The sequence below is a fragment of the Streptomyces sp. NPDC050448 genome (genome assembly GCF_040655295.1).
Taxonomy (GTDB): domain Bacteria; phylum Actinomycetota; class Actinomycetes; order Streptomycetales; family Streptomycetaceae; genus Streptomyces.
Window position 1 is genome coordinate 13,038 of the sequence record NZ_JBFAJR010000028.1, and the last position, 18,196, is coordinate 31,233.

General features: G+C 72.0%; 18 protein-coding genes and 3 tRNA genes. 15 read left to right on the forward strand and 6 right to left on the reverse strand.

What is annotated here, in order from left to right; all coding sequences use genetic code 11:
* Positions 1-37 precede the first annotated feature (37 nt).
* From AB0I68_RS27615 to AB0I68_RS27640, 6 genes are all read left to right on the forward strand, one after another.
* Complete coding sequence (locus AB0I68_RS27615; RefSeq protein ID WP_363180147.1) at positions 38-1,597, forward strand: NADH-quinone oxidoreductase subunit M; 1,560 nt, start codon at positions 38-40, stop codon at positions 1,595-1,597.
* On the forward strand, positions 1,594-3,177 hold the full coding sequence (locus AB0I68_RS27620; protein WP_363180083.1) for an NADH-quinone oxidoreductase subunit N: 1,584 nt from the start codon (positions 1,594-1,596) through the stop codon (positions 3,175-3,177). Before AB0I68_RS27615 ends, AB0I68_RS27620 begins: the two co-directional genes overlap by 4 nt.
* Positions 3,178-3,423: 246 nt before the next feature.
* On the forward strand, positions 3,424-4,287 hold the full coding sequence (htpX, locus tag AB0I68_RS27625) for a zinc metalloprotease HtpX (protein ID WP_363180084.1): 864 nt from the start codon (positions 3,424-3,426) through the stop codon (positions 4,285-4,287).
* Complete coding sequence (locus tag AB0I68_RS27630) at positions 4,284-4,676, forward strand: YccF domain-containing protein (RefSeq protein ID WP_363180085.1); 393 nt, start codon at positions 4,284-4,286, stop codon at positions 4,674-4,676. Before htpX ends, AB0I68_RS27630 begins: the two co-directional genes overlap by 4 nt.
* A gap of 40 nt (positions 4,677-4,716) precedes the next feature.
* Complete coding sequence (locus tag AB0I68_RS27635) at positions 4,717-5,697, forward strand: glycosyltransferase family 2 protein (protein ID WP_363180086.1); 981 nt, start codon at positions 4,717-4,719, stop codon at positions 5,695-5,697.
* A 65-nt stretch (positions 5,698-5,762) separates the two neighbouring features.
* Positions 5,763-6,287 carry an SMI1/KNR4 family protein gene (locus AB0I68_RS27640; RefSeq protein ID WP_363180087.1) on the forward strand — a complete coding sequence of 175 codons (525 nt, stop codon included), beginning with the start codon at positions 5,763-5,765 and terminating at the stop codon, positions 6,285-6,287.
* Here the strand turns inward: AB0I68_RS27640 and AB0I68_RS27645 are convergent.
* The 3 genes from AB0I68_RS27645 to AB0I68_RS27655 all read right to left on the reverse strand — a co-directional run bounded on the left by AB0I68_RS27645 (position 6,271) and on the right by AB0I68_RS27655 (position 9,653).
* On the reverse strand, positions 6,271-7,518 hold the full coding sequence (locus AB0I68_RS27645; RefSeq protein WP_363180088.1) for an APC family permease: 1,248 nt from the start codon (positions 7,516-7,518) through the stop codon (positions 6,271-6,273). The genes AB0I68_RS27640 and AB0I68_RS27645 overlap by 17 nt on opposite strands.
* Before the next feature lie 18 nt (positions 7,519-7,536).
* On the reverse strand, positions 7,537-8,964 hold the full coding sequence (locus tag AB0I68_RS27650) for a SulP family inorganic anion transporter (RefSeq protein WP_363180089.1): 1,428 nt from the start codon (positions 8,962-8,964) through the stop codon (positions 7,537-7,539).
* Positions 8,965-9,164: 200 nt separating this feature from the next.
* Positions 9,165-9,653: a YajQ family cyclic di-GMP-binding protein gene (locus AB0I68_RS27655; protein WP_363180090.1), complete on the reverse strand. Its 489-nt coding sequence runs from the start codon at positions 9,651-9,653 to the stop codon at positions 9,165-9,167.
* 199 nt (positions 9,654-9,852) lie between these two features.
* Here AB0I68_RS27655 and AB0I68_RS27660 point away from each other — a divergent pair.
* Positions 9,853-9,934, forward strand: a tRNA-Tyr gene (locus AB0I68_RS27660).
* 323 nt (positions 9,935-10,257) lie between these two features.
* Here the strand turns inward: AB0I68_RS27660 and AB0I68_RS27665 are convergent.
* A complete protein-coding gene (locus tag AB0I68_RS27665; protein WP_363180091.1) occupies positions 10,258-10,665 on the reverse strand; it encodes a maleylpyruvate isomerase N-terminal domain-containing protein in 408 nt (135 codons plus the stop codon).
* Positions 10,666-10,703: 38 nt separating this feature from the next.
* On the opposite strand from AB0I68_RS27665, the gene AB0I68_RS27670 reads away from it, so the two are divergent.
* Positions 10,704-11,141, forward strand: a complete 438-nt coding sequence (locus tag AB0I68_RS27670; protein WP_363180092.1) for a DUF3574 domain-containing protein — start codon at positions 10,704-10,706, stop codon at positions 11,139-11,141.
* 12 nt (positions 11,142-11,153) lie between these two features.
* Here AB0I68_RS27670 and AB0I68_RS27675 read toward each other — a convergent pair whose 3' ends face one another.
* Positions 11,154-11,810 (reverse strand): SDR family oxidoreductase, encoded by a 657-nt coding sequence (locus AB0I68_RS27675; RefSeq protein WP_363180093.1) that lies wholly within the window; start codon positions 11,808-11,810, stop codon positions 11,154-11,156.
* 67 nt (positions 11,811-11,877) lie between these two features.
* A complete protein-coding gene (locus AB0I68_RS27680) occupies positions 11,878-13,188 on the reverse strand; it encodes an amidohydrolase family protein (RefSeq protein WP_363180094.1) in 1,311 nt (436 codons plus the stop codon).
* Positions 13,189-13,637: 449 nt separating this feature from the next.
* Between AB0I68_RS27680 and AB0I68_RS27685 the strand changes: the two genes are divergently transcribed.
* From AB0I68_RS27685 to AB0I68_RS27715, 7 genes are all read left to right on the forward strand, one after another.
* Positions 13,638-13,710: transfer RNA gene (locus AB0I68_RS27685), tRNA-Thr, on the forward strand.
* 48 nt (positions 13,711-13,758) lie between these two features.
* A tRNA-Met gene (locus AB0I68_RS27690) sits at positions 13,759-13,831 on the forward strand.
* A gap of 88 nt (positions 13,832-13,919) precedes the next feature.
* Positions 13,920-14,084: a 50S ribosomal protein L33 gene (gene rpmG, locus AB0I68_RS27695; protein WP_003956487.1), complete on the forward strand. Its 165-nt coding sequence runs from the start codon at positions 13,920-13,922 to the stop codon at positions 14,082-14,084.
* 109 nt (positions 14,085-14,193) lie between these two features.
* The gene (locus tag AB0I68_RS27700) at positions 14,194-14,646 is read left to right on the forward strand and encodes a MaoC family dehydratase N-terminal domain-containing protein (RefSeq protein ID WP_363180095.1); all 453 of its coding nucleotides are present in this window, start codon (positions 14,194-14,196) and stop codon (positions 14,644-14,646) included.
* 1 nt (position 14,647) lies between these two features.
* Positions 14,648-15,076: a MaoC family dehydratase gene (locus tag AB0I68_RS27705; protein ID WP_363180096.1), complete on the forward strand. Its 429-nt coding sequence runs from the start codon at positions 14,648-14,650 to the stop codon at positions 15,074-15,076.
* 907 nt (positions 15,077-15,983) lie between these two features.
* Positions 15,984-16,553 carry a helix-turn-helix domain-containing protein gene (locus AB0I68_RS27710; protein ID WP_363180097.1) on the forward strand — a complete coding sequence of 190 codons (570 nt, stop codon included), beginning with the start codon at positions 15,984-15,986 and terminating at the stop codon, positions 16,551-16,553.
* Positions 16,554-16,671: 118 nt separating this feature from the next.
* Positions 16,672-18,180, forward strand: coding sequence for a DHA2 family efflux MFS transporter permease subunit (locus AB0I68_RS27715; RefSeq protein ID WP_363180098.1), 1,509 nt, complete (start codon positions 16,672-16,674; stop codon positions 18,178-18,180).
* The last annotated feature ends 16 nt before the right edge of the window (positions 18,181-18,196 follow it).

The following is an 18,196-nucleotide window of genomic DNA, read 5'->3' on the forward strand; positions in this document are numbered from 1 at the left end:
CCGTGAGTCAGCCGTGATTGATATCAGCCCGTCCGTGATGCAGTTCCTTCTGGCGTTCGTCGTGGCCGCACCGCTCCTCGGCGCCGCAGCGGCCCTCCTGCCGGCCCCGCCCGGACTCAAGGGCAAAAGCCCCGAACAGGCCGTGCTGCGCCACGGCGTGACCGTGACCGGCGCGATTCTCGCCGCGGCGATCGCCCTCGCCCTGGGCTTCGACCGCGACGCCCCGGCCCGCTTCCAGGCGGCCACGGACATCAGCTGGATCCCGGCGCTGAAGGTCCGGATCCACCTCGGCATCGACGGCATCTCGCTCCCCCTCCTCCTGATGACCGCGCTGCTGTTCTTCCTCTGCGCGCTCTACAGCTACTTCAAGCTCCCCGAGGGACCCTCCCCGAAGGCCTTCGTCGCCCTGCTCCTCGTCCTCGAGTCCGGCACCCTCGCGACCTTCGCCGTCCTCGACCTGCTGCTGTTCTTCCTCGCCTTCGAGATGGTCCTCATCCCGATGTACTTCCTCATCGCCCGCTGGGGCGGTGCTCAGCGGCAGGCCGCCGCCTGGAAGTTCATCCTCTACACCCTCCTCGGCTCCGTGGTCATGCTGCTCGGACTGCTGCTGATCGGACTGAACAGCGGCACTTTCGACATGGTGACCCTCGCCTCCGAAAACGGCCGTGAACTGACCCACACCACCCAGCTCGTGGCCGTCCTCGCCATCGGCATCGGCCTCGCTGTGAAGACCCCGATGTGGCCGCTGCACAGCTGGCTGCCCGACGCCCACACCGCCGCGCCCACCGTCGGCTCCGTCCTGCTGGCCGGCGTGCTGCTCAAGATGGGCACGTACGGGTTCGTGCGCATCCTGCTCCCCGTCACGCCCGACGGCATGGCGACCTTCGCCCCCTACCTGGGTGCCTTCGCCGCCATCGGCATCATCTACGGGTCCCTCGCCTGTCTCTCGCTCGCCCGCAAGGGCAACAAGGGCGACCTCAAGCGCCTCATCGCGTACTCCTCCGTCGGCCACATGGGCTTCGTCCTCCTCGGCATCGCCTCGATGACTCCCACCGGCGTCAACGGCGCGCTGTTCGCCAACATCGCGCACGGTCTGATCACCGGCCTTCTCTTCTTTCTTGTCGGTGCGCTCAAGGACCGTTACAACACCGCCGATCTCGACACCCTCGCCGGAGCCACCGGGGCCGCCCTCTACGGCCGCACCCCCCGCCTCGGCGCCCTCCTCGCCTTCGCCGCCGTCGCCTCCCTCGGCCTGCCCGGCCTCGCCGGCTTCTGGGGCGAGATGCTGGCCCTGTTCGGCGCGTTCGACCCGGCGGAGGGCCTGTCCCGGCCCGCCTTCCTCACCTACATGGCCTTCGGCGCGTTCGGCACCCTGCTCACCGCCGCCTACCTGCTGATCGTCGTACGGCGCGTCTGCATGGGCGACCCCAAGGCCCGGCACGAGCCCGCGCTCGAACTCGCCGACATCCAGCGCTACGAGTTCGCCGCCTGGACCCCGCTCGCGGCCCTCACCGTCCTCGCCGGCCTGTGGCCCGCTGTCCTCCTCGGCCTCACCGACCCGGCCGTCCAGAAGCTCCTCGCAGGAGGCAACGCATGACGGCCCTGTCCGCCCTGTCGGCCCTGCCCGCCCTGTCCGCGGCCACCGCCCCGGCCACGGCTGCGGCACCGGCCGCCGAGACCGCGAGCCTCGTCCAGAGCGTCGACTGGCTCGCGATCGCCCCCGTGGTGCTAACCGCCGGCGTCGCCCTGGTCGTCCTGATCGCCGACCTCTTCGTACCGGAACGGCACAAGCCGCTGCTCGGCTGGTTCTCCGTGGCCGGCCTCGCCGCCGCGACCGCCAGCCTGCTGCCGCTGCGCGCAGGCGACCGCGCCACCTTCTGCCTCGGCACCGACCCCGGCGCGTGCAGCTACACCGCCGACCACTTCACGCTCGTCATCCAGTTCCTGGTGCTGGCGGGCGCCCTGGTCACCGCCCTGCTGTCGGTCACCACCGTCCGCGACGCGCGCATGCCGGCCGGCGAGTACTGGTTCCTGCTGCTGTCCTCCGCCGCCGGCGCCGCCCTGCTGCCCGCCTCCCGCGACCTCGCCACGCTGATCGTCGCCCTCGAAGTCGCCTCGCTGCCCGCCTTCGCCCTCGTCGGCATGCGCCGCGGCGACCGGCTCTCCTCCGAGGCCGCCCTCAAGTTCTTCCTCTCCTCCGTCACGGCCACCGCCGTGTCGCTGATGGGCGTCAGCTTCGTCTACGCCACCACCGGCACCCTGCACTTCACCCAGGTCGCCGACCGCCTCGAAGACGTCCCCGGGCAGCTCGACACCCTCGCCATGGCCGGCGTCGCGCTCACCCTCGTCGGCTTCGCCTTCAAGACCGCGGCCGTCCCCTTCCACTTCTGGGTCCCGGACACCTACATCGGCGCGCCGCTGCCCATCGCGGGCTACCTCTCCGTGATCGGCAAGGCCGTCGGCTTCACCGGCCTCATCCTCGTCACGGTGATCGCCTTCCCGGCGTACTCCGACATCTGGGGCCCGGCGCTCGCCGTCCTCGCCGCGCTCACCATGACGGTCGGCAACGCCGCCGCCCTGCGCCAGCGCGCGGACCGGCCCCACAGTGCCGTCCGGCTGCTCGCCTGGTCCTCGGTCGGCCAGGCCGGCTACCTGCTGGTCCCGATCGCGGCCGCCGCGTACTCCGAGCGCGACCAGATCGGCTCCACCGTCGCGTACGCCCTCATGTACGCCGCCGTGAACCTCGGCGCCTTCTCGGTCGCCGCCCTGGTCGCCAGTACGAAGCCGCTGCACCGGATCAGCGACTACCGCGGCCTGTACGCGGAGCGCCCGGCTGCCGCCCTCGCGCTGGCCTTCTTCCTGCTCTGCCTGGCCGGCCTGCCGCCGGGCCTCATCGGCCTCTTCGCCAAGGTCACCGTCTTCGGCTCCGCGGTCGACGCGGGCCTGGGCTGGCTGGCCGTGGTCATGGCGGTCAACGTCGTCATGGCCCTGTACTACTACCTGCGCTGGACGGCGCTGCTCTTCCGCGCCCCCGAGGGCCCCGTCGAGGGCGCCCGTACGAAGGCCCCGTGGCCGGTCACCACCGCGATCGCGGTCACGGCCGGCGCCGCCGTGGTGCTCTCGGGCGCCCCGCAGCTGGTCCTGCGCTTCGCCGCGGGCAGCCTGTTCCCGCAGTAGCCCGCAGGCCCGCAGAACCCCGACGCCGGCCGGTACGCCGGTCCAGCCGTACGCCGCGACCCGCACGGAGCAACGCCCGCCGCCGCCCCGCCGCCCCTTACCCCGGGGCGGCGCGCGCGGCACGGCCTGGGAACCACAGACCCTCGCCTCGCGTTGACGAGGAAGGGAGGGTCCACTGGACCGTAGACCCTCAGATCCGCAGATCCTGGACGGGGTCCCCCTGCCGCACCATTTGGAGGGCGTACCGTGCACCGCCGGCACAACGGGCTGAAGACCGCCGTACTCCTCGGCGGGCTGTCCGCACTCATCATCCTCATCGGAAGCTTCTTCGGGCGGGGCGGCCTGATCATCGCCGTCCTCGTCGCCCTCGGGACGAACGCGTACGCGTACTGGAACAGCGACAAGCTGGCTCTACGCGCGATGCGTGCCCGCCCCGTGAGCGAGTTCGAGGCCCCCCAGCTCTACCGCATGGTGCGCGAGCTCTCCACCTCCGCGCGCCAGCCCATGCCCCGGCTGTACATCTCGCCGACCGACGCGCCGAACGCCTTCGCCACCGGCCGCAACCCGCGCAACGCCGCGGTCTGCTGCACCGAGGGCATCCTGCGCATACTCGACGAGCGTGAGCTGCGCGGGGTGATCGGCCACGAGCTGAGCCACGTCTACAACCGCGACATCCTGATCTCGTCCGTCGCCGGAGCGCTCGCCTCCGTCATCATGTTCCTGGTGAACTTCGCCTGGCTGATCCCCATCGGCCGGTCCAATGACGACGAGGGGCCCGGCATCTTCGGCATGCTGCTGATCATGATCCTGGGCCCGCTGGCCGCATCCGTGATCCAGCTGGCCATCAGCCGCTCGCGCGAGTACGAGGCCGACGCGTCCGGCGCCCAGCTCACCGGCGACCCGCTCGCCCTGGCCGGCGCCCTGCGCAAGCTGGACGCCGGCGTCAAGCAGCTCCCGCTGCCGCCCGAGCCGCGGCTGGAGACCGCGAGCCACATGATGATCGCCAACCCGTTCCGCCCGGGCGAGGGCCTTTCTAAGATGTTCTCCACACACCCTCCGATGGCCGAGCGCATCGCCCGGCTCGAACAGATGGCAGGCCGTAGTCAATGAAGACCATCCTCAACATCATTTGGCTCGTCCTCAGCGGCATCTGGCTGTTCCTGGGCTACTGCCTGGCGGGCGTGCTCCTGTGCATCACCATCATCGGCATCCCGTTCGGCATCGCGGCCTTCCGCATCGCCGTGTACGCCCTCTGGCCCTTCGGCTACACCACGGTCGAGCGCCGAGACGCGGGCGCGGCGTCCTGCATCGGCAACGTCCTGTGGCTGATCCTGGCGGGCTGGTGGCTGGCCATCGGTCACATCGTCACCGGCATCGCCCTGTGCATCACGATCATCGGCATCCCGTTCGGCATCGCCAACTTCAAGATGGTCCCGCTGTCCCTGCTCCCGCTCGGGCGCGAGATCGTCCCGACCGACGCGCCGTTCGCGTCCCGGTAGACGGCAGGGCGGCGAGGGAACTCACGGGCAGGAAGAACCAGTGTCGGCTGCGAGCACGGCCACGACCCTGTCGGTCATCGTGCCGATGTACAACGAGGAAGAGGCCCTCCCCGCCCTGGTGAGCCGCCTGCGGCCGGTACTCGACGGCACCGGGGTCCCGTACGAGGTCCTCGCGGTCGACGACGGCAGCACCGACCGGACGGCCGAACTCCTCGAGAAGTTCCGCACGGACTGGCCCGAGCTCCGCATCGTCCGGCTGCGCGGCAACTCCGGCCACCAGGCCGCCCTGCGCGCCGGCTTGCACAGCGCGGTCGGGGCGTACGTGGCGAGCATCGACGCCGACCTCCAGGATCCGCCCGAGAAAATACCGGAGATGCTGGACCTGGCCCGGTCCGAGAACCTCGACATCGTCTACGGCGTCCGTTCCGACCGCAGCACCGACACCGGCTTCAAGCGCCGCACCGCCGCCGCCTACTACTGGTTGATGCGCCGCATGGTCGGCAAGCAGGTGCCCGCGCAGGCCGGGGACTTCCGGCTGCTCAGCCGCGAGGCCGTGGAAGCCCTCAAGGCCCTCCCCGACCAGCACCAGGTCTACCGGCTGCTGGTGCCCTGGCTCGGATTCCCGAGCGGGCAGGTCACGTACCGCCGGGGCGAGCGGGTGGCGGGCGAGACCAAGTACCCGCTGAGCAAGATGATCCGCCTCGCCGTGGACGGCATCACCAACTTCTCGGCCGCCCCGCTGCGGCTCGCGACCTGGCTCGGCGTCATCAGCTTCGTCACCTGCTTCGTCATGATCGCCGTGACGCTGGTGATCTTCCTGGTCGGCAAGACCGTACCCGGCTGGACCTCGCTGTTCGTCGCCATGCTCTTCCTCGGCGGCGTGCAGCTGATCTGCGTCGGGCTGCTCGGTGAGTACATCGGGCGGATCTACACCGCGGTACAGCGCAGGCCCACGTACTTCATCGGGTACGACTCGGCGCGCGACGACACCGGCAAGAGGCCGGGAGAGACCGGGAACTGACGGCGGCTCCGGGAGTGCTTGCGCAGGTCAGGGCGATTGTCAGTGGCGTGGGTCACTATGAACGCATGAACGAGACCGAGCAGTTGCTGGAGCAAGTCGCGGTCCGTGCGCACCGTGATGCGGACGGGCACGGAAAGCCCCTGCCGGCGCCGCTGGACGCCGAGGAGCCGGCCCGGGCCGCGCTCATGCTCGGCTTCGGGCTGCCGCCGCTGCTCGCCGGTCTCTACGCCCGCGTCGGGGACGGCGGGTTCGGTCCGGAGTGCGGGCTGCTGCCCCTGAAGGACGCCGTCGCCACCTACCGGGCGATGCGCGGATCCGGATGGAGATGGCCCGGAGGCGTGCTGCCGATCGCCGACTGGGGCTGCGGCATGTACGTGTGCGTCGACTGCCGCTCCGAGACCGCCCAAGTCCTGCTGTTCGACCCGAACCTGGGAGATCCGGACCTCGCCTGGTTCATCGACACCCCGAGCCTCGCCGACTGGCTGCGGGGCTGGCTCGACGGCACCGCCTGGTACTGCGAGGACTCCACGGCGGGGGAGGAGTACGACCTGGACCTGGCGCCGTGGACCGGCTTCAGATCCCGCGTGTGAGCCGCCCGCGCACGCCATAGGCCAGCGCGCCCGCCGCCAGCACCGCAGCCCCCGTGAGCGCCGACGCAGGGGGCAGCGCGCAGGCCAGCACGACACAGCCGGACAGCCCGACCGCTGCCACGGCCCGGCCCTTGACACCTGCATCGAGAGTCCACGCGGAAGCGTTCGCGATCGCGTAGTAGGCCAGCACTCCGAACGAGGAGAAACCGATCGCGCCCCGCAGATCGGTGGTGGCCGCGAGCGCCGCGACCACCGCACCAACGGCGAGCTCCGCATGGTGCGGCACCTGATGCCGCGGATGTACGGCGGCCAGTGCGCGGGGGAGATGGCCGTCCCGCGCCATCGCCAGGGTGGTCCGCGACACCCCGAGCACCAGGGCCAGCAGCGAGCCCAGCGCGGCCAGGGCCGCACCGACCCGGACCACGGGGGTCAGTCCGGGCCGGCCTGCCGCCCGTACCGCGTCGGCCAGCGGGGCCGTCGAAGCGGCCAGGGCCTCGGCGCCCAGCACCGACAGCGCCGCCACCGCCACCGCGGCGTACACGAGCAGGGCGATCCCCAGGGCGAGGGGCACCGCCCGCGGGATCGTGCGCTCCGGATCACGCACCTCCTCGCCCAGGGTGGTGATCCGGGCGTATCCCGCGAAGGCGAAGAACAGCAGTCCGGCCGCCTGGAGCAGGCCGCCGACGCCGCCCCCGGCCAGGCCGCCGAGCCGTCCCGCGTCCGCCGCGCCGGAGGTCAGGCACACCACCACGACCCCGGCCAGCACCGCCAGCACCGCCGCCACGATCACCCGGGCGATCCGGGCGGACTTCTGCACGCCTCCGTAGCTCGCGGCGGTCAGTGCGACCACCGCCGCGACGGCGACGGCATGCTGCTGGCCGGGCCACACGTACGCCCCGACGGTGAGCGCCATCGCCGCACACGAGGCGGTCTTGCCGATGACGAAGCCCCAGCCGGCCAGATAGCCCCAGAACGGGCCGAGCCGTTCCCGCCCGTAGACGTAGGTCCCGCCGGAGGCCGGATAGCGGGCGGCCAGCCGCGCCGAGGAGTGTGCGTTGCAGTAGGCGATCAAGGCAGCCACCGCGAGGGCGGCGAGCAGCGCGCCGCCCGCCGGGCCCGCCGCGCCCGCCGCCGGGGCGAGCGCGGCGAAGATGCCGGCCCCGACCATTGCGCCGAGTCCGACGACCACGGCGTCGAACACTCCCAGCGTGCGCTTCAGCTCGTTGTTCACGGGCGGAGAGTAGCCGGGCTAGATGACGCCCTCTCGACCGGGCAGCGGCGCCCGGTTCTGCTCCCACCCGTGGAGGGCGGTCAGACAGGCGTGGTCGAGGTGGCGCAGCCCGCTCAGGTCGAGGTGTACGGGCTGTCCGGCCGGCAGCGCGTCCAGCTCGTCGAGCAGCTTCGGCAGCCGCAGGAAGCTGGCGCTCCCCATGACCTGGACGCGGAGCTCCCCGCCCTCCCACACCTCCTCGATGTGCACGTGGGAGGTCTCCCAGGCCGCCTTGGCCACGGCGAGGCCCAGCCCGACCAGCACGCCCTCGAAGAGGTTGGTGGCCACGACCGCGGCCGCCGTCGCCACCAGCACCACCGCCTCGCCCCGGTGCGTCTGCCACAGGCCGGCGACGGCCCGGGTCGGCAGCAGCTTCCATCCGGCGTGCAGCAGCACCCCGGCCAGCGCGGCGAGCGGTACGACCTGAAGCAGTTCCGGGACCGCGACGGCGAACAGCAGCAGCCAGCCGCCGTGCAGGACCCGGGACGCCCGGGTGCGGGCCCCTGCCTCCACATTGGCGGCGCTGCGCACGATCACGGCGGTCATCGGCAGCGCCCCCAGCAGTCCGCAGACGGTGTTGCCGACGCCCTGGGCCATGAGCTCCCGGTCGTAGTGGGTCCGGGGCCCGTCGTGCATCCGGTCGACGGCGGCCGCGCTGAACAGGGTCTCGGCGGAGGCGATCAGTGCCAGGGCGATCACGGTTCCGAGGCCACCGACGGAGGCCAGCAGCCCGAAGTCCCCCCAGCCGGGCGGGGTCACGGCCCCCAGGACGCCGGTCACCGTCACCTTCTCGACGGGCAGCCGCAGCAGCACGGACACGGCGGTGGCGGCCGCCACCCCGACGAGCGCGCCCGGTACGAGCCGCAGCCGGGAGGGCATCCGGCGCCAGGCCACGATGACGGCGATGGTCCCGGCCCCGAGTGCCACGGCGGACCAGTCGGCCTCCCCGGCGAGCGCCGGCACCGCGGCCAGCTTCTCCAGGGTTCCGCCGGGGGCCTTCACGCCGCCCAGGGAGTACAGCTGCCCCGCGATGAGCACGAGCCCGATCCCGGCCAGCATCCCGTGCACGACGGCGACGGAGATCGCCCGGAACCACCGCCCGAGCCGCAGCGCCCCCATGCCCAGTTGCAGTACCCCGGCGGCTAGCACCAGGACCCCGAGCGCGCGGGCCCCGTGCGTGTGCACCGCCTCGTAGACGAGCACGGTGAGCCCGGCGGCCGGCCCGCTCACCTGCAGCGAACTCCCCGGGAACCATCCGGTGACCAGCCCGCCCACCACCCCGGTGACGATCCCCAGCTCGGCGGGCACGCCGGAGGCGACGGCCACGCCCACGCAGAGGGGCAACGCGACGAGCGCGACGACGACGGACGCCCCGAAGTCTTCGCGAAACGTGTCAACCCCAGACATCCGAGAACCTCCCCTGTCCCGCGGTGATGGATGCCACCAGGGTGGCGGGCGCGCGCACCGCAGCCCAAGTGCCCATTGGGAGCTACTGAGGCGCATGCGCCGTGCACGCCGGGCATGTGATCCGCACGCCCCGGAAACAGCCGCGGCCCGGCGGTCCTGGAAGGACCGCCGGGCCGCCGGACGGCAGGTGGGTACCGCTGTCAGCGGTAGTTCACGAACTGGATCGCGAAGTCCAGGTCCTTGCCCTTGAGGAGGGCCTGGATGGCCTGCAGGTCGTCACGGCTCTTGGAGCTGACGCGCAGCTCCTCGCCCTGCACCTGGGCCTTGACGCCCTTGGGACCCTCGTCCCGGATGATCTTCGCGACCTTCTTGGCGTTCTCCTGGGAGATGCCCTCCTCGATGGAGGCGAAGATCTTGTACTCCTTGCCGGACAGCTGCGGCTCGCCGGCGTCGAGTGACTTCAGCGAGATCCCGCGCTTGACCAGCTTGGTCTCGAACACGTCGAGGACGGCCTTGACGCGCTCCTCGGAGTTCGCCTCCATGAGGATCTTCTCGCCGGACCAGGCGATGGTGGCGCCGGTGCCCTTGAAGTCGTAGCGCTGCGAGAGTTCCTTGGCGGCCTGGTTGAGGGCGTTGTCGACCTCCTGCCGCTCGACCTTCGAGACGATGTCGAAACTGGAGTCGGCCATGTGCTGTGGCTCCTTGAAGTCGGCTGTCATTGCCCCGGAGGGCGCGGCCGGACATCCCCGGCCCGCTCCGCAAAGCCTAGCCACCGCGCCCACCCGCAGCGCTGATCAATCCGGTGGCGAAGCACCCTCGCACATCGGGTATTGTTTACGTCGTTGCCACGGAGCGCCGCCGCAAGGCGGAAAAACGGCAACGAATCTTGGCGGTGTGCCCGAGTGGCCAAAGGGAGCAGACTGTAAATCTGCCGGCTCAGCCTACCCAGGTTCGAACCCTGGCGCCGCCACGCGATGTGAGACCCCCGTTACTGCGGAAACGCAGTAACGGGGGTCTTCTCGCATGCGCCGTGCGAGGCCTTCGTCACCGGAACAGGGGCCGGGAACCGCGTGGCCGGCGATCACGGCAGCGCGGTGGAGGAACAGCCGGTAGCCCGCCCTACGAGCCGGGCGAGGGCGTGAGGGACGCGCGCCAGGACCAGGACATGCGGCGCGGGCGGGTCGGGAGGGCCAGTCGGCTGGCCGACCAGAGGAGGACCTCCGGGGCCGGACCGGACAGGGATTCAGGGAAGAGGCGGGCCAGGACCGGGGCCGAGAGGTCGGCCGGCGGCAGTCACGGGAGAGCCAGCCCACGGGCGATGTCGTACGTGTGGAGCAGGATCTCCGCCACGCCCATCGCCGCGAAGCCCCCCGGATCGCAGGGGCCCCAGTGCCAGGCCCGCGCGGACTCCGGCGCCGCGTCCACGGCCGCGCTCAGCAGCCGGGCCGCCGCCGACACCACCCGGAGCACCTCCCCGGGTGGGGTGCCCTCCCGTACGCGCAGGTCCAGCGGCAGGTAGGCGTCCGCGGGCTGAGCCGCCACCTGGGCGGCGTACGCCAGGAGGTCGTGGGCGACGTGCGCCGCCGTCGTCCAGCACGTCCATTCGAGGGAACCGGCCTTCACCCGCCGGTCCCGGCCGGTGTGCGGGGCCAGGGCCGACACCATTTCGGCTGCCGCCCGTTCGATGTCGGGGCCGGTCATCGGCCGCATCGTCCTGGTCTCCTGTTCGTTCTCCGCTCGTGAAATTCATTTCTGACACGCGCGGGAAGGTCGGCGGCGGCGTACTGCTCGCCCTCCTCGGAGCCGGGATCCCGGCCCTGGTCGGGGCGGCACTGCACAGCCATGTGGGCGAGCCCTACCAGGAAACCAGGCTCTACTTCGGCACCGAGCGCCCAGGGGGACGGGCTCCGGTCGCGGAGAAGGAGTTCATGCGGTTCCTGGACCGCGAGATCACCTCCGCCTTCCCCGAGGGGCTCACCCTCCAGGACGGGCACGGCCAGTGGCGCCGGGACGGCAAGGTCATCCGAGAGACCTCGTACGAGGTGGTGCTGCTGTACCCGGAGAAGGAGGCCGACGAGCGCAGCGCGCGCATCGAGCGGATCCGGCGGGCCTACGAGGACCAGTACCAGCAGGACTCCGTCGGGCGCTCCGACGACGAGGTGACCGCCGAGTTCTGAGGGCACCTCACCTCAGTTGCCCGCGACGTCCTTGACGGCCACCTCGACCGGGATCGAGCCCTCGATCAGCTCCAGGGTCAGGCCGGCCGTCGCCGGGGTCTCGATCAGCTCCGCCAGCACGGCCGCCACGTCGTCGCGCGGCACCGATCCGGGGCCCGTCCGCGCCTCCAGCCGCACCTGCCGCGTCCCGCGGTCGTCGGTCAGCGACCCGGGCCGCAGGACGGTCCACTCCAGGCCCAGCCGCGTCCGTACGTGGTCGTCCGCCGCGCCCTTCGCCCGCAGGTAGACGTCGAAGACGTCGTCGCCCTCGTGGTGCGCGTCCGCGCCCATCGAAGAGACCATCAGGAAGCGGCGTACCCGCGCCCGTTCGGCCGCATCCGCGAACAGCACCGCAGCGCCCCGGTCGACGGTGTCCTTGCGCCCGACACCGCTGCCGGGCCCCGCGCCTGCCGCGAACACCGCCACGTCCGCGCCCTGCAGGATGCCCGCCACATGCTCGACCGAAGCCGACTCCAGGTCGCAGAGCACCGGTTCGGTGCCCGTCTCCCGCAGGTCGTCGCCCTGCGCCGGGTCGCGGATGATGCCCGCGACCTCGTACCCGCGCGCGGCGAGCAGTTGCTCCAGCCGCAGCGCGATCTGACCGTGTCCACCCGCGATGACGATGCGCATGCCCCGACCGTACGACGAGCCGGGCGCCCCCGCCCGCGAAAGTGTCCACCGGCCGGCCGGCGAACGGTCAGGGACCAGGCTCCATACGCCCCTGCCGGGGCAGGTCCAGGGCCACCGCGACCGCCGAGTCGCAGTACTCCCGTACGGCACTCGTCCGGGCTACCACCCGGCCGCAGTGGATCACGATCCGGCTGTAGGCCAGGGACAGCACGCCCGAGATCCGGTCCCCCCGTACGGCGAGCAGATCCGCCGGGAACCCGGCCTCCACCCGGACCTCCGGCAGGCCCATGGCCTCCCGGGCGGCGCCGCTGACCGACGCGTAGGCATCCGCCGCCCGCAGCCCGCCCTGGGAGGCCAGCAGGTACGCGGCCTCCAGGGGGTCGCCGCGGCCGACCGGGTTCCCGGCGTCCCGCAGCGCCCCGCTGCCGGCCGCGACGCGGACCCCGGCGGCGCGCAGCAGCCGTACGGGCGCGGTGCGCAGACCGCGCCGTTCCAGGGCCGCGCAGTCGCCCTGGGGCAGGCAGGTGACCCGTACGCCGGCCGCGGCCAGCTGGTCGGCGGCCCGGTGCGCCACGTCCAGCGGGAGCCGCGACAGCCCGCCGCAGGGGCCGATCGTCACCCCCGGGCGCAGCCCGCCGGCCATTGCCGCGAGCCGGGCCAGGCGGCCGGGATCGTCACCGTCCGTGTGCAGGTCCACGGGGCAGCCGTGCTCGGCGGCAAGATCCAGGACGGCTTCGAGGAAGCCCGTCGGGTCGGGGTCCAGGTCCGGGCAGCCGCCGATGACGGAGGCGCCCATCTTCACGGCGTCCCGCAGCATGGCGAGCCCGTCCGCGCCGGCGAGACCGGTGAGCAGCCGGGGAACGGCCACGGTGGTCAGGTCGGTGAGTCCGCGCAGCGAGCGGCGGGCCTGGAGCACGGCCTCCAGGGGGCCGAGGCCGTGTACGTCGCCGATCCGGACATGGGATCGCATCGCCGTGGCGCCGTGCCCGAGCTGGAGCAGGGCGGCCTCGGTGGCCCGGCGCTGCACCTCGTCGGGGGTGTACGAGACGGGCCCCGCGCCGTCGGCGGTGAGGGCGGTGTCCCCGTGGGCGTGCGGCTCGGCGGGCGCGGGGAGCAGCAGGTAGCCGCTCAGGTCCACCCGGGAGAGCGCGGGGGCGGGGAGGCTGCCCGCGGTGCCGACGGCCTGGATCCGCCCGCCGCCGAGCCGGACGTCGACCGTACGGCCGTCCGTGAGGCGGGCCCCGGCGAGCAGGAGGGTGGTGGACTCGGCGGCGGCCGCGTTCCCGTTGCCGGTCGGGCGCTGCGGCCCGTGGCCGGCGCCCTCGCCGCGGCCGCCCGGCGGGAAGGGGGACGGCTGCTGCGGCTGGCTGTCGGACATCGCGCTCCTGCGGTGGCTCGGGCGGTTCCTGGGCCGTGTGGCCGCGGCCCGCGGCCCAAGATCACGCAGCGTGCTCAGAGCCTAGGGTGCGGGGCTCTCCGCTTCAGGGAGGAGCGCAATAGTCGTACCGGTGTGGTGCCACGCGCCGAGGCGCCCGCGTGCGCGCCCATCGGCCGCGCGCAGCCGGTCCGGCTCCATCCGCCCGACGCGCCCCGGACGCGCGGCCTCGTACGAGGCCGCCGGTACGGGCTGCTCGTACGGGCCGCTTCGTACGCGCCCGACGGGCCGCCGGGGGCGCCGGGTTTGTGAGCCCGGCCACAATCTGCCCTGAAAAAGGCTCCAAGGCCGCCCGGGGGCCGATCAAGAAAGCCTTGCCGACCCCCTCGGAGGCCAGTCCCCGCAAAGGATTTGGGCGATGGGCGGGCAACCGTGTAATGTCTTCATCGCTCGCCCCAATAGCTCAGTCGGTAGAGCGTCTCCATGGTAAGGAGAAGGTCTGCGGTTCGATTCCGCATTGGGGCTCTGGTGAGAGAGGTTCCCCACCCTCGGGTGGGGGGCTGATCACATCAAAGCGGCGTAGCTCAGTCGGTAGAGCAAGCGGCTCATAATCGCTGTGTCACCGGTTCAAGTCCGGTCGCCGCTACCCACAGTAGCCGATTGCGGGGTCGGTCTCCCGATCGGCTACTCTTTTATGCGTTCATCCGTCCCATAGTCCGTCAAGGAGCACTCACGTGGCTGCCACCGACGTCCGCCCGAAGATCACGCTGGCCTGCGTGGAGTGCAAGGAGCGGAACTACATCACCAAGAAGAACCGGCGTAACAACCCGGACCGTCTTGAGATGAAGAAGCACTGCCCGCGTTGCAACTCGCACACCGCGCACCGCGAGACCCGCTGACCCCAGCGAAGTCTCGGAATATAGGCACCGTCATGAGGTCGTCCCCTTCATTGGGGACGGCCTCGTGTCGTTTCCGTGATCGTCTTTTTCAAGCAGGAGGTAGGGAGCCATGGCGCTCGACCAGTCCTTCGTGGGGCGGAGCTACCCGTCCACCGATCCGTACGAGGTCGGCCGGGAGAAGATCCGCGAATTCGCGGTTGCGGTGGGTGACGTAAATCCCGTCTACACCGACCCCGAAGCCGCCAAGGCGTACGGCCACCTGGATGTGATCGCCCCGCCGACTTTTGTGTTTGCGATCACATTCGCGGCGGCGGGCCAGGTCGTGGAAGACCCGCAGCTGGGTCTGGACTACAGCCGCGTCGTGCACGGCGACCAGAAGTTCGCGTACTCGCGCCCCGTGCGTGCCGGTGACCGGCTCTCGGTGACCTCCACGATCGAGGCCGTGAAGTCGATGGCGGGCAACGACATCATCGACATCCGCGGCGAGGTCCACGACGAGACCGGCGAGCACGTGGTGACGGCGTGGACGAAGCTCGTCTCCCGCGCCCCCGAGGAGGCCTGAGATGACTGCGCAGATCAAGTACGCCGACGTCGAGGTCGGCACCGAGCTGCCGGCGGGGTCCTTCCCGGTGACGCGGGCCACGCTCGTGCAGTACGCGGGTGCCTCGGGTGACTTCAACCCGATCCACTGGAACGAGAAGTTCGCCAAGGAGGTCGGACTGCCGGACGTCATCGCGCACGGCATGTTCACGATGGCCGAGGCGATCCGCGTGGTCACCGACTGGGTCGGCGACCCGGGAGCGGTCGTGGAGTACGGCGTGCGATTCACGAAGCCGGTGGTCGTTCCGAACGACGATGCGGGTGCGGTGATCGAGGTCACGGCCAAGGTTGCGGCGAAGCTGGAGGACAACCGCGTGCGGGTTGACCTGACGGCGATGAGCGCGGGCCAGAAGGTCCTGGGCATGTCCCGGGCCCTGGTAACCCTGGCCTGACCCTCCCAGGCCCCCCACGCCCGAACCCGGGCCGGCCCGTTGCCGGGGGCCAACCCCTGGCCCCCCGCGCCTCGTACGCCGGCGGGGCTTGCCCGGGCCGGCCCTCGGCCCCCACGCCTGAACCGGGCCGGCCCGTTGCCGGGGGCCAACCCCTGGGCCCCCGCGCCTCGAACGCCGGCGGGGCTTGCCCGGGCCGGCCCTCGGCCCCCACGCCTGAACCCGGGCCGGCCGGTCGCCGGGAGCCGGCCCCCGAACCCCGTGCCTCAAACGCCAGCGGGGCTGGATTTTCCGGGCGGGGCCTGGATTTGCCTGGCGGGGGCCGTTGGGCTCGGCGGGGTACACCGCTCGTGGCTTTGTGGCGGGCTGGGTGGGGTGGGGACACTGCGGTGGTGAGCTCGAGGACGAGCGGTCACCGCCGAGACGCACCGGATGCCGCCGGGATCCGCGAGCCGAGACGAACCTCCGGAGGGGCCCCGCCCCGCCCCCGAAGCCGCCGAGCGGGCCGCCGCTCACCGTGGTGGTCCCGCCCCGTGACACCCAGCCCAGCGCAGCCCAGCCGGGCAGGCCACCGGCTCCGGGGGTCATGTCAGGTCCCCGCCCCGCTCCCGAAGCCGCCGAGCGGGCCGCCGCTCACCGCGGTGGTCCCGACCCGCGACACCAAACCCAGCCCAGCCGGGCAGGCCACCGGCCCCGGGGGCATGTCAGGTCCCCGCCCCTGCCTCGGGAGCTGCACCAGCCCCCGCCCGGCCATCGGGCGCCCACCCGGTCCTTCGGTGTCCCTTCCGGCGTGTGCACCGCCGGCCCCCTCGCCGCGCCGGGCCCGGCGCCCGCCGGACATCACCCGTCCCCGCCCCGCAGGGCTCCGCAGGGGTTGCAGAGTTAGTGATTAGCCACTAACTTAGAACGCATGGCAAGGATGAGCGCAGACGAGCGACGCGAGAGCGTCATCCGCGCGGCGATGCACGAGTTCGCCCGCGGCGGCTACTACGGGACCTCCACCGAGGCGATCGCCAAGCGCGTCGGGGTCTCGCAGCCGTACCTGTTCCGGCTCTTCCCCAACAAGCCGGCCATCTTCCTCGCCGCCGCCGAGCGCTGCCTGCGGGACACCCGCGAGGTCTTCGCCGCCGCCGCCGAGGGGCTGCAGGGCGAAGAGGCCACGCACGCCATGGCGGAGGCGTACGTCCGGCTCATCGCCGAGGACCCGGACAAGCTCCAGATGCAGCTCCAGATGTACGTCACCGTCGCCGCCGCCGAGGCCGCCGGTGACCACCAGCTCGGTGAGCTCGTCCGGAAGGGCTGGATGGACCTCTGGGACACCGTCCAGGCACCCCTCGGCGCCGATGTGAACGAGACCACGACCTTCATGGCGTACGGGATGCTGATCAACACGCTGGCCGCCATGGGCTTCCCGCCCGGGCATCGGGTCTGGGAGGGGCTGTACCCCTCCGCCCGGGTCAAGGGCCATCCGGAGGAGTGAGACCCGGCCCATCGGATCTCCGCATCTCCATGCGCGCGAAAGTTAGTCAGCAATAACTAACAAGTCCTCACGCTCAGCCTCACACCCAGCCTCACCCTCAGGGGGAAACGTGAACGGCATGCAAGACACACCAGGCTCCCCAAGCTCCCGAGACTCCGCCAGCGCCAGCGCCAGCGCCAGCGCCAGCGGCACCGCGCTCCGCGCCCCCGCCGTCTGGGCCCTCGTCCTCACCTCCGTCGCCGGCTTCATGGCCGCCCTCGACAACCTGGTCGTGACCACCGCCCTCCCCGCCATCCGCAAGGACCTCGGCGGAGCGCTGGAGGACCTGGAGTGGACGGTGAACGCGTACACGCTCACCTTCGCCGTCCTCCTGATGTTCGGCGCGGCCCTCGGCGACCGCTTCGGCCGGCGCCGGCTCTTCATGTCCGGCCTCGCGATATTCACCGGCGCCTCCGCCGTGGCCGCCCTCTCGCCCGGCATCAACGAACTCATCGCCGCCCGCGCCGTCCAGGGCGTCGGCGCCGCGGTCATGATGCCGCTCACGCTCACCCTGCTCACCGCCGCGGTCCCGCCCGCCCGCCGCGGCATGGCCCTCGGCATCTTCGGCGCCGTCGGCGGCCTCGCCGTCGCCAGCGGCCCGCTCATCGGCGGAACCCTCACCGAGCACGTCTCCTGGCAGTGGATCTTCTGGCTGAACGTCCCGCTCGGCCTGGCCCTGATCCCGCTCGCCCGCCTCAAGCTGGCCGAGTCCACCGTCCCGAACGCCCGCCTCGACGTGCCGGGCACGCTCCTCATCAGCGGCGGCCTCTTCGGCATCGTCTACGGACTCGTCAACGCCAACGCCCACGGCTGGACCAGCGCCCCGGTCCTCACCGGCCTGATCGCCGGCGCCGCGCTCGTCGGCGGATTCGTCCACCACGGCTTCCGCAACGCCAACCCGATACTGCCCATGCGCCTCTTCCTGGGCCGCGGCTTCCTCGGGATCAACATGGCCAGCCTCCTCATGTACCTGGGCATGTTCGGCTCGATCTTCCTGCTCAGCCAGTTCCTCCAGGGCGTCGCCGGCTACACGCCCACCCAGGCCGGCGTGCGCATGCTCCCCTGGACCGCCATGCCGATGATCGCGGCCCCGATCGCGGGCATCCTCTCCGACCGGATCGGCGGCCGCCCCGTCGTCGCCACCGGACTCGCGCTGCAGGCCCTCGGCCTCGGCTGGTTCGCGACGGTCCTGAGCACGGACGTCTCGTACGCCGCCCAGCTCCCCGCGCTGATCGTCAGCGGCATCGGCATGGGCCTGTTCTTCGCCCCCGCCTCCAACGTCCTGATGTCCACCGTGTCCCCCGCCGACCAGGGCAAGGCCTCCGGCGCCAACAACGCCCTGCGCGAGGTCGGCGGCGCCCTCGGTGTCGCGGTCCTGGCCTCGGTCTTCTCCGCCCAGGGCGGCTACGAGTCCCCGCAGGCCTTCACCGACGGGACCGTGCCCGCGCTGTGGATCGGCGCCGTCGCGGTGGCCGTGGCAGCCGCCTTCGCCCTCCTGGTCCCGGGCAAGCGAGCCCTCCAGAGCCCCGCCCCCGTCGTCGCCGGGAACACATCCGCGACCCCCGACAAGGTCCCCGCCACGCGCTGAACGGCCCGCCGCCCAC

Coding starts and splice junctions, on each gene's coding strand:
- AB0I68_RS27615 (WP_363180147.1), top strand. CDS start 38: ATGCAGTTCCTTCTGGCGTTCGTCGTGGCCGCACCGCTCCTCGGCGCC.
- AB0I68_RS27620 (WP_363180083.1), top strand. CDS start 1,594: ATGACGGCCCTGTCCGCCCTGTCGGCCCTGCCCGCCCTGTCCGCGGCC.
- AB0I68_RS27630 (WP_363180085.1), top strand. CDS start 4,284: ATGAAGACCATCCTCAACATCATTTGGCTCGTCCTCAGCGGCATCTGG.
- AB0I68_RS27640 (WP_363180087.1), top strand. CDS start 5,763: ATGAACGAGACCGAGCAGTTGCTGGAGCAAGTCGCGGTCCGTGCGCAC.
- AB0I68_RS27650 (WP_363180089.1), bottom strand. CDS start 8,964: ATGTCTGGGGTTGACACGTTTCGCGAAGACTTCGGGGCGTCCGTCGTC.
- AB0I68_RS27655 (WP_363180090.1), bottom strand. CDS start 9,653: ATGGCCGACTCCAGTTTCGACATCGTCTCGAAGGTCGAGCGGCAGGAG.
- AB0I68_RS27665 (WP_363180091.1), bottom strand. CDS start 10,665: ATGACCGGCCCCGACATCGAACGGGCGGCAGCCGAAATGGTGTCGGCC.
- AB0I68_RS27675 (WP_363180093.1), bottom strand. CDS start 11,810: ATGCGCATCGTCATCGCGGGTGGACACGGTCAGATCGCGCTGCGGCTG.
- AB0I68_RS27680 (WP_363180094.1), bottom strand. CDS start 13,188: ATGTCCGACAGCCAGCCGCAGCAGCCGTCCCCCTTCCCGCCGGGCGGC.
- AB0I68_RS27700 (WP_363180095.1), top strand. CDS start 14,194: ATGGCGCTCGACCAGTCCTTCGTGGGGCGGAGCTACCCGTCCACCGAT.
- AB0I68_RS27705 (WP_363180096.1), top strand. CDS start 14,648: ATGACTGCGCAGATCAAGTACGCCGACGTCGAGGTCGGCACCGAGCTG.
- AB0I68_RS27710 (WP_363180097.1), top strand. CDS start 15,984: ATGGCAAGGATGAGCGCAGACGAGCGACGCGAGAGCGTCATCCGCGCG.
- AB0I68_RS27715 (WP_363180098.1), top strand. CDS start 16,672: ATGCAAGACACACCAGGCTCCCCAAGCTCCCGAGACTCCGCCAGCGCC.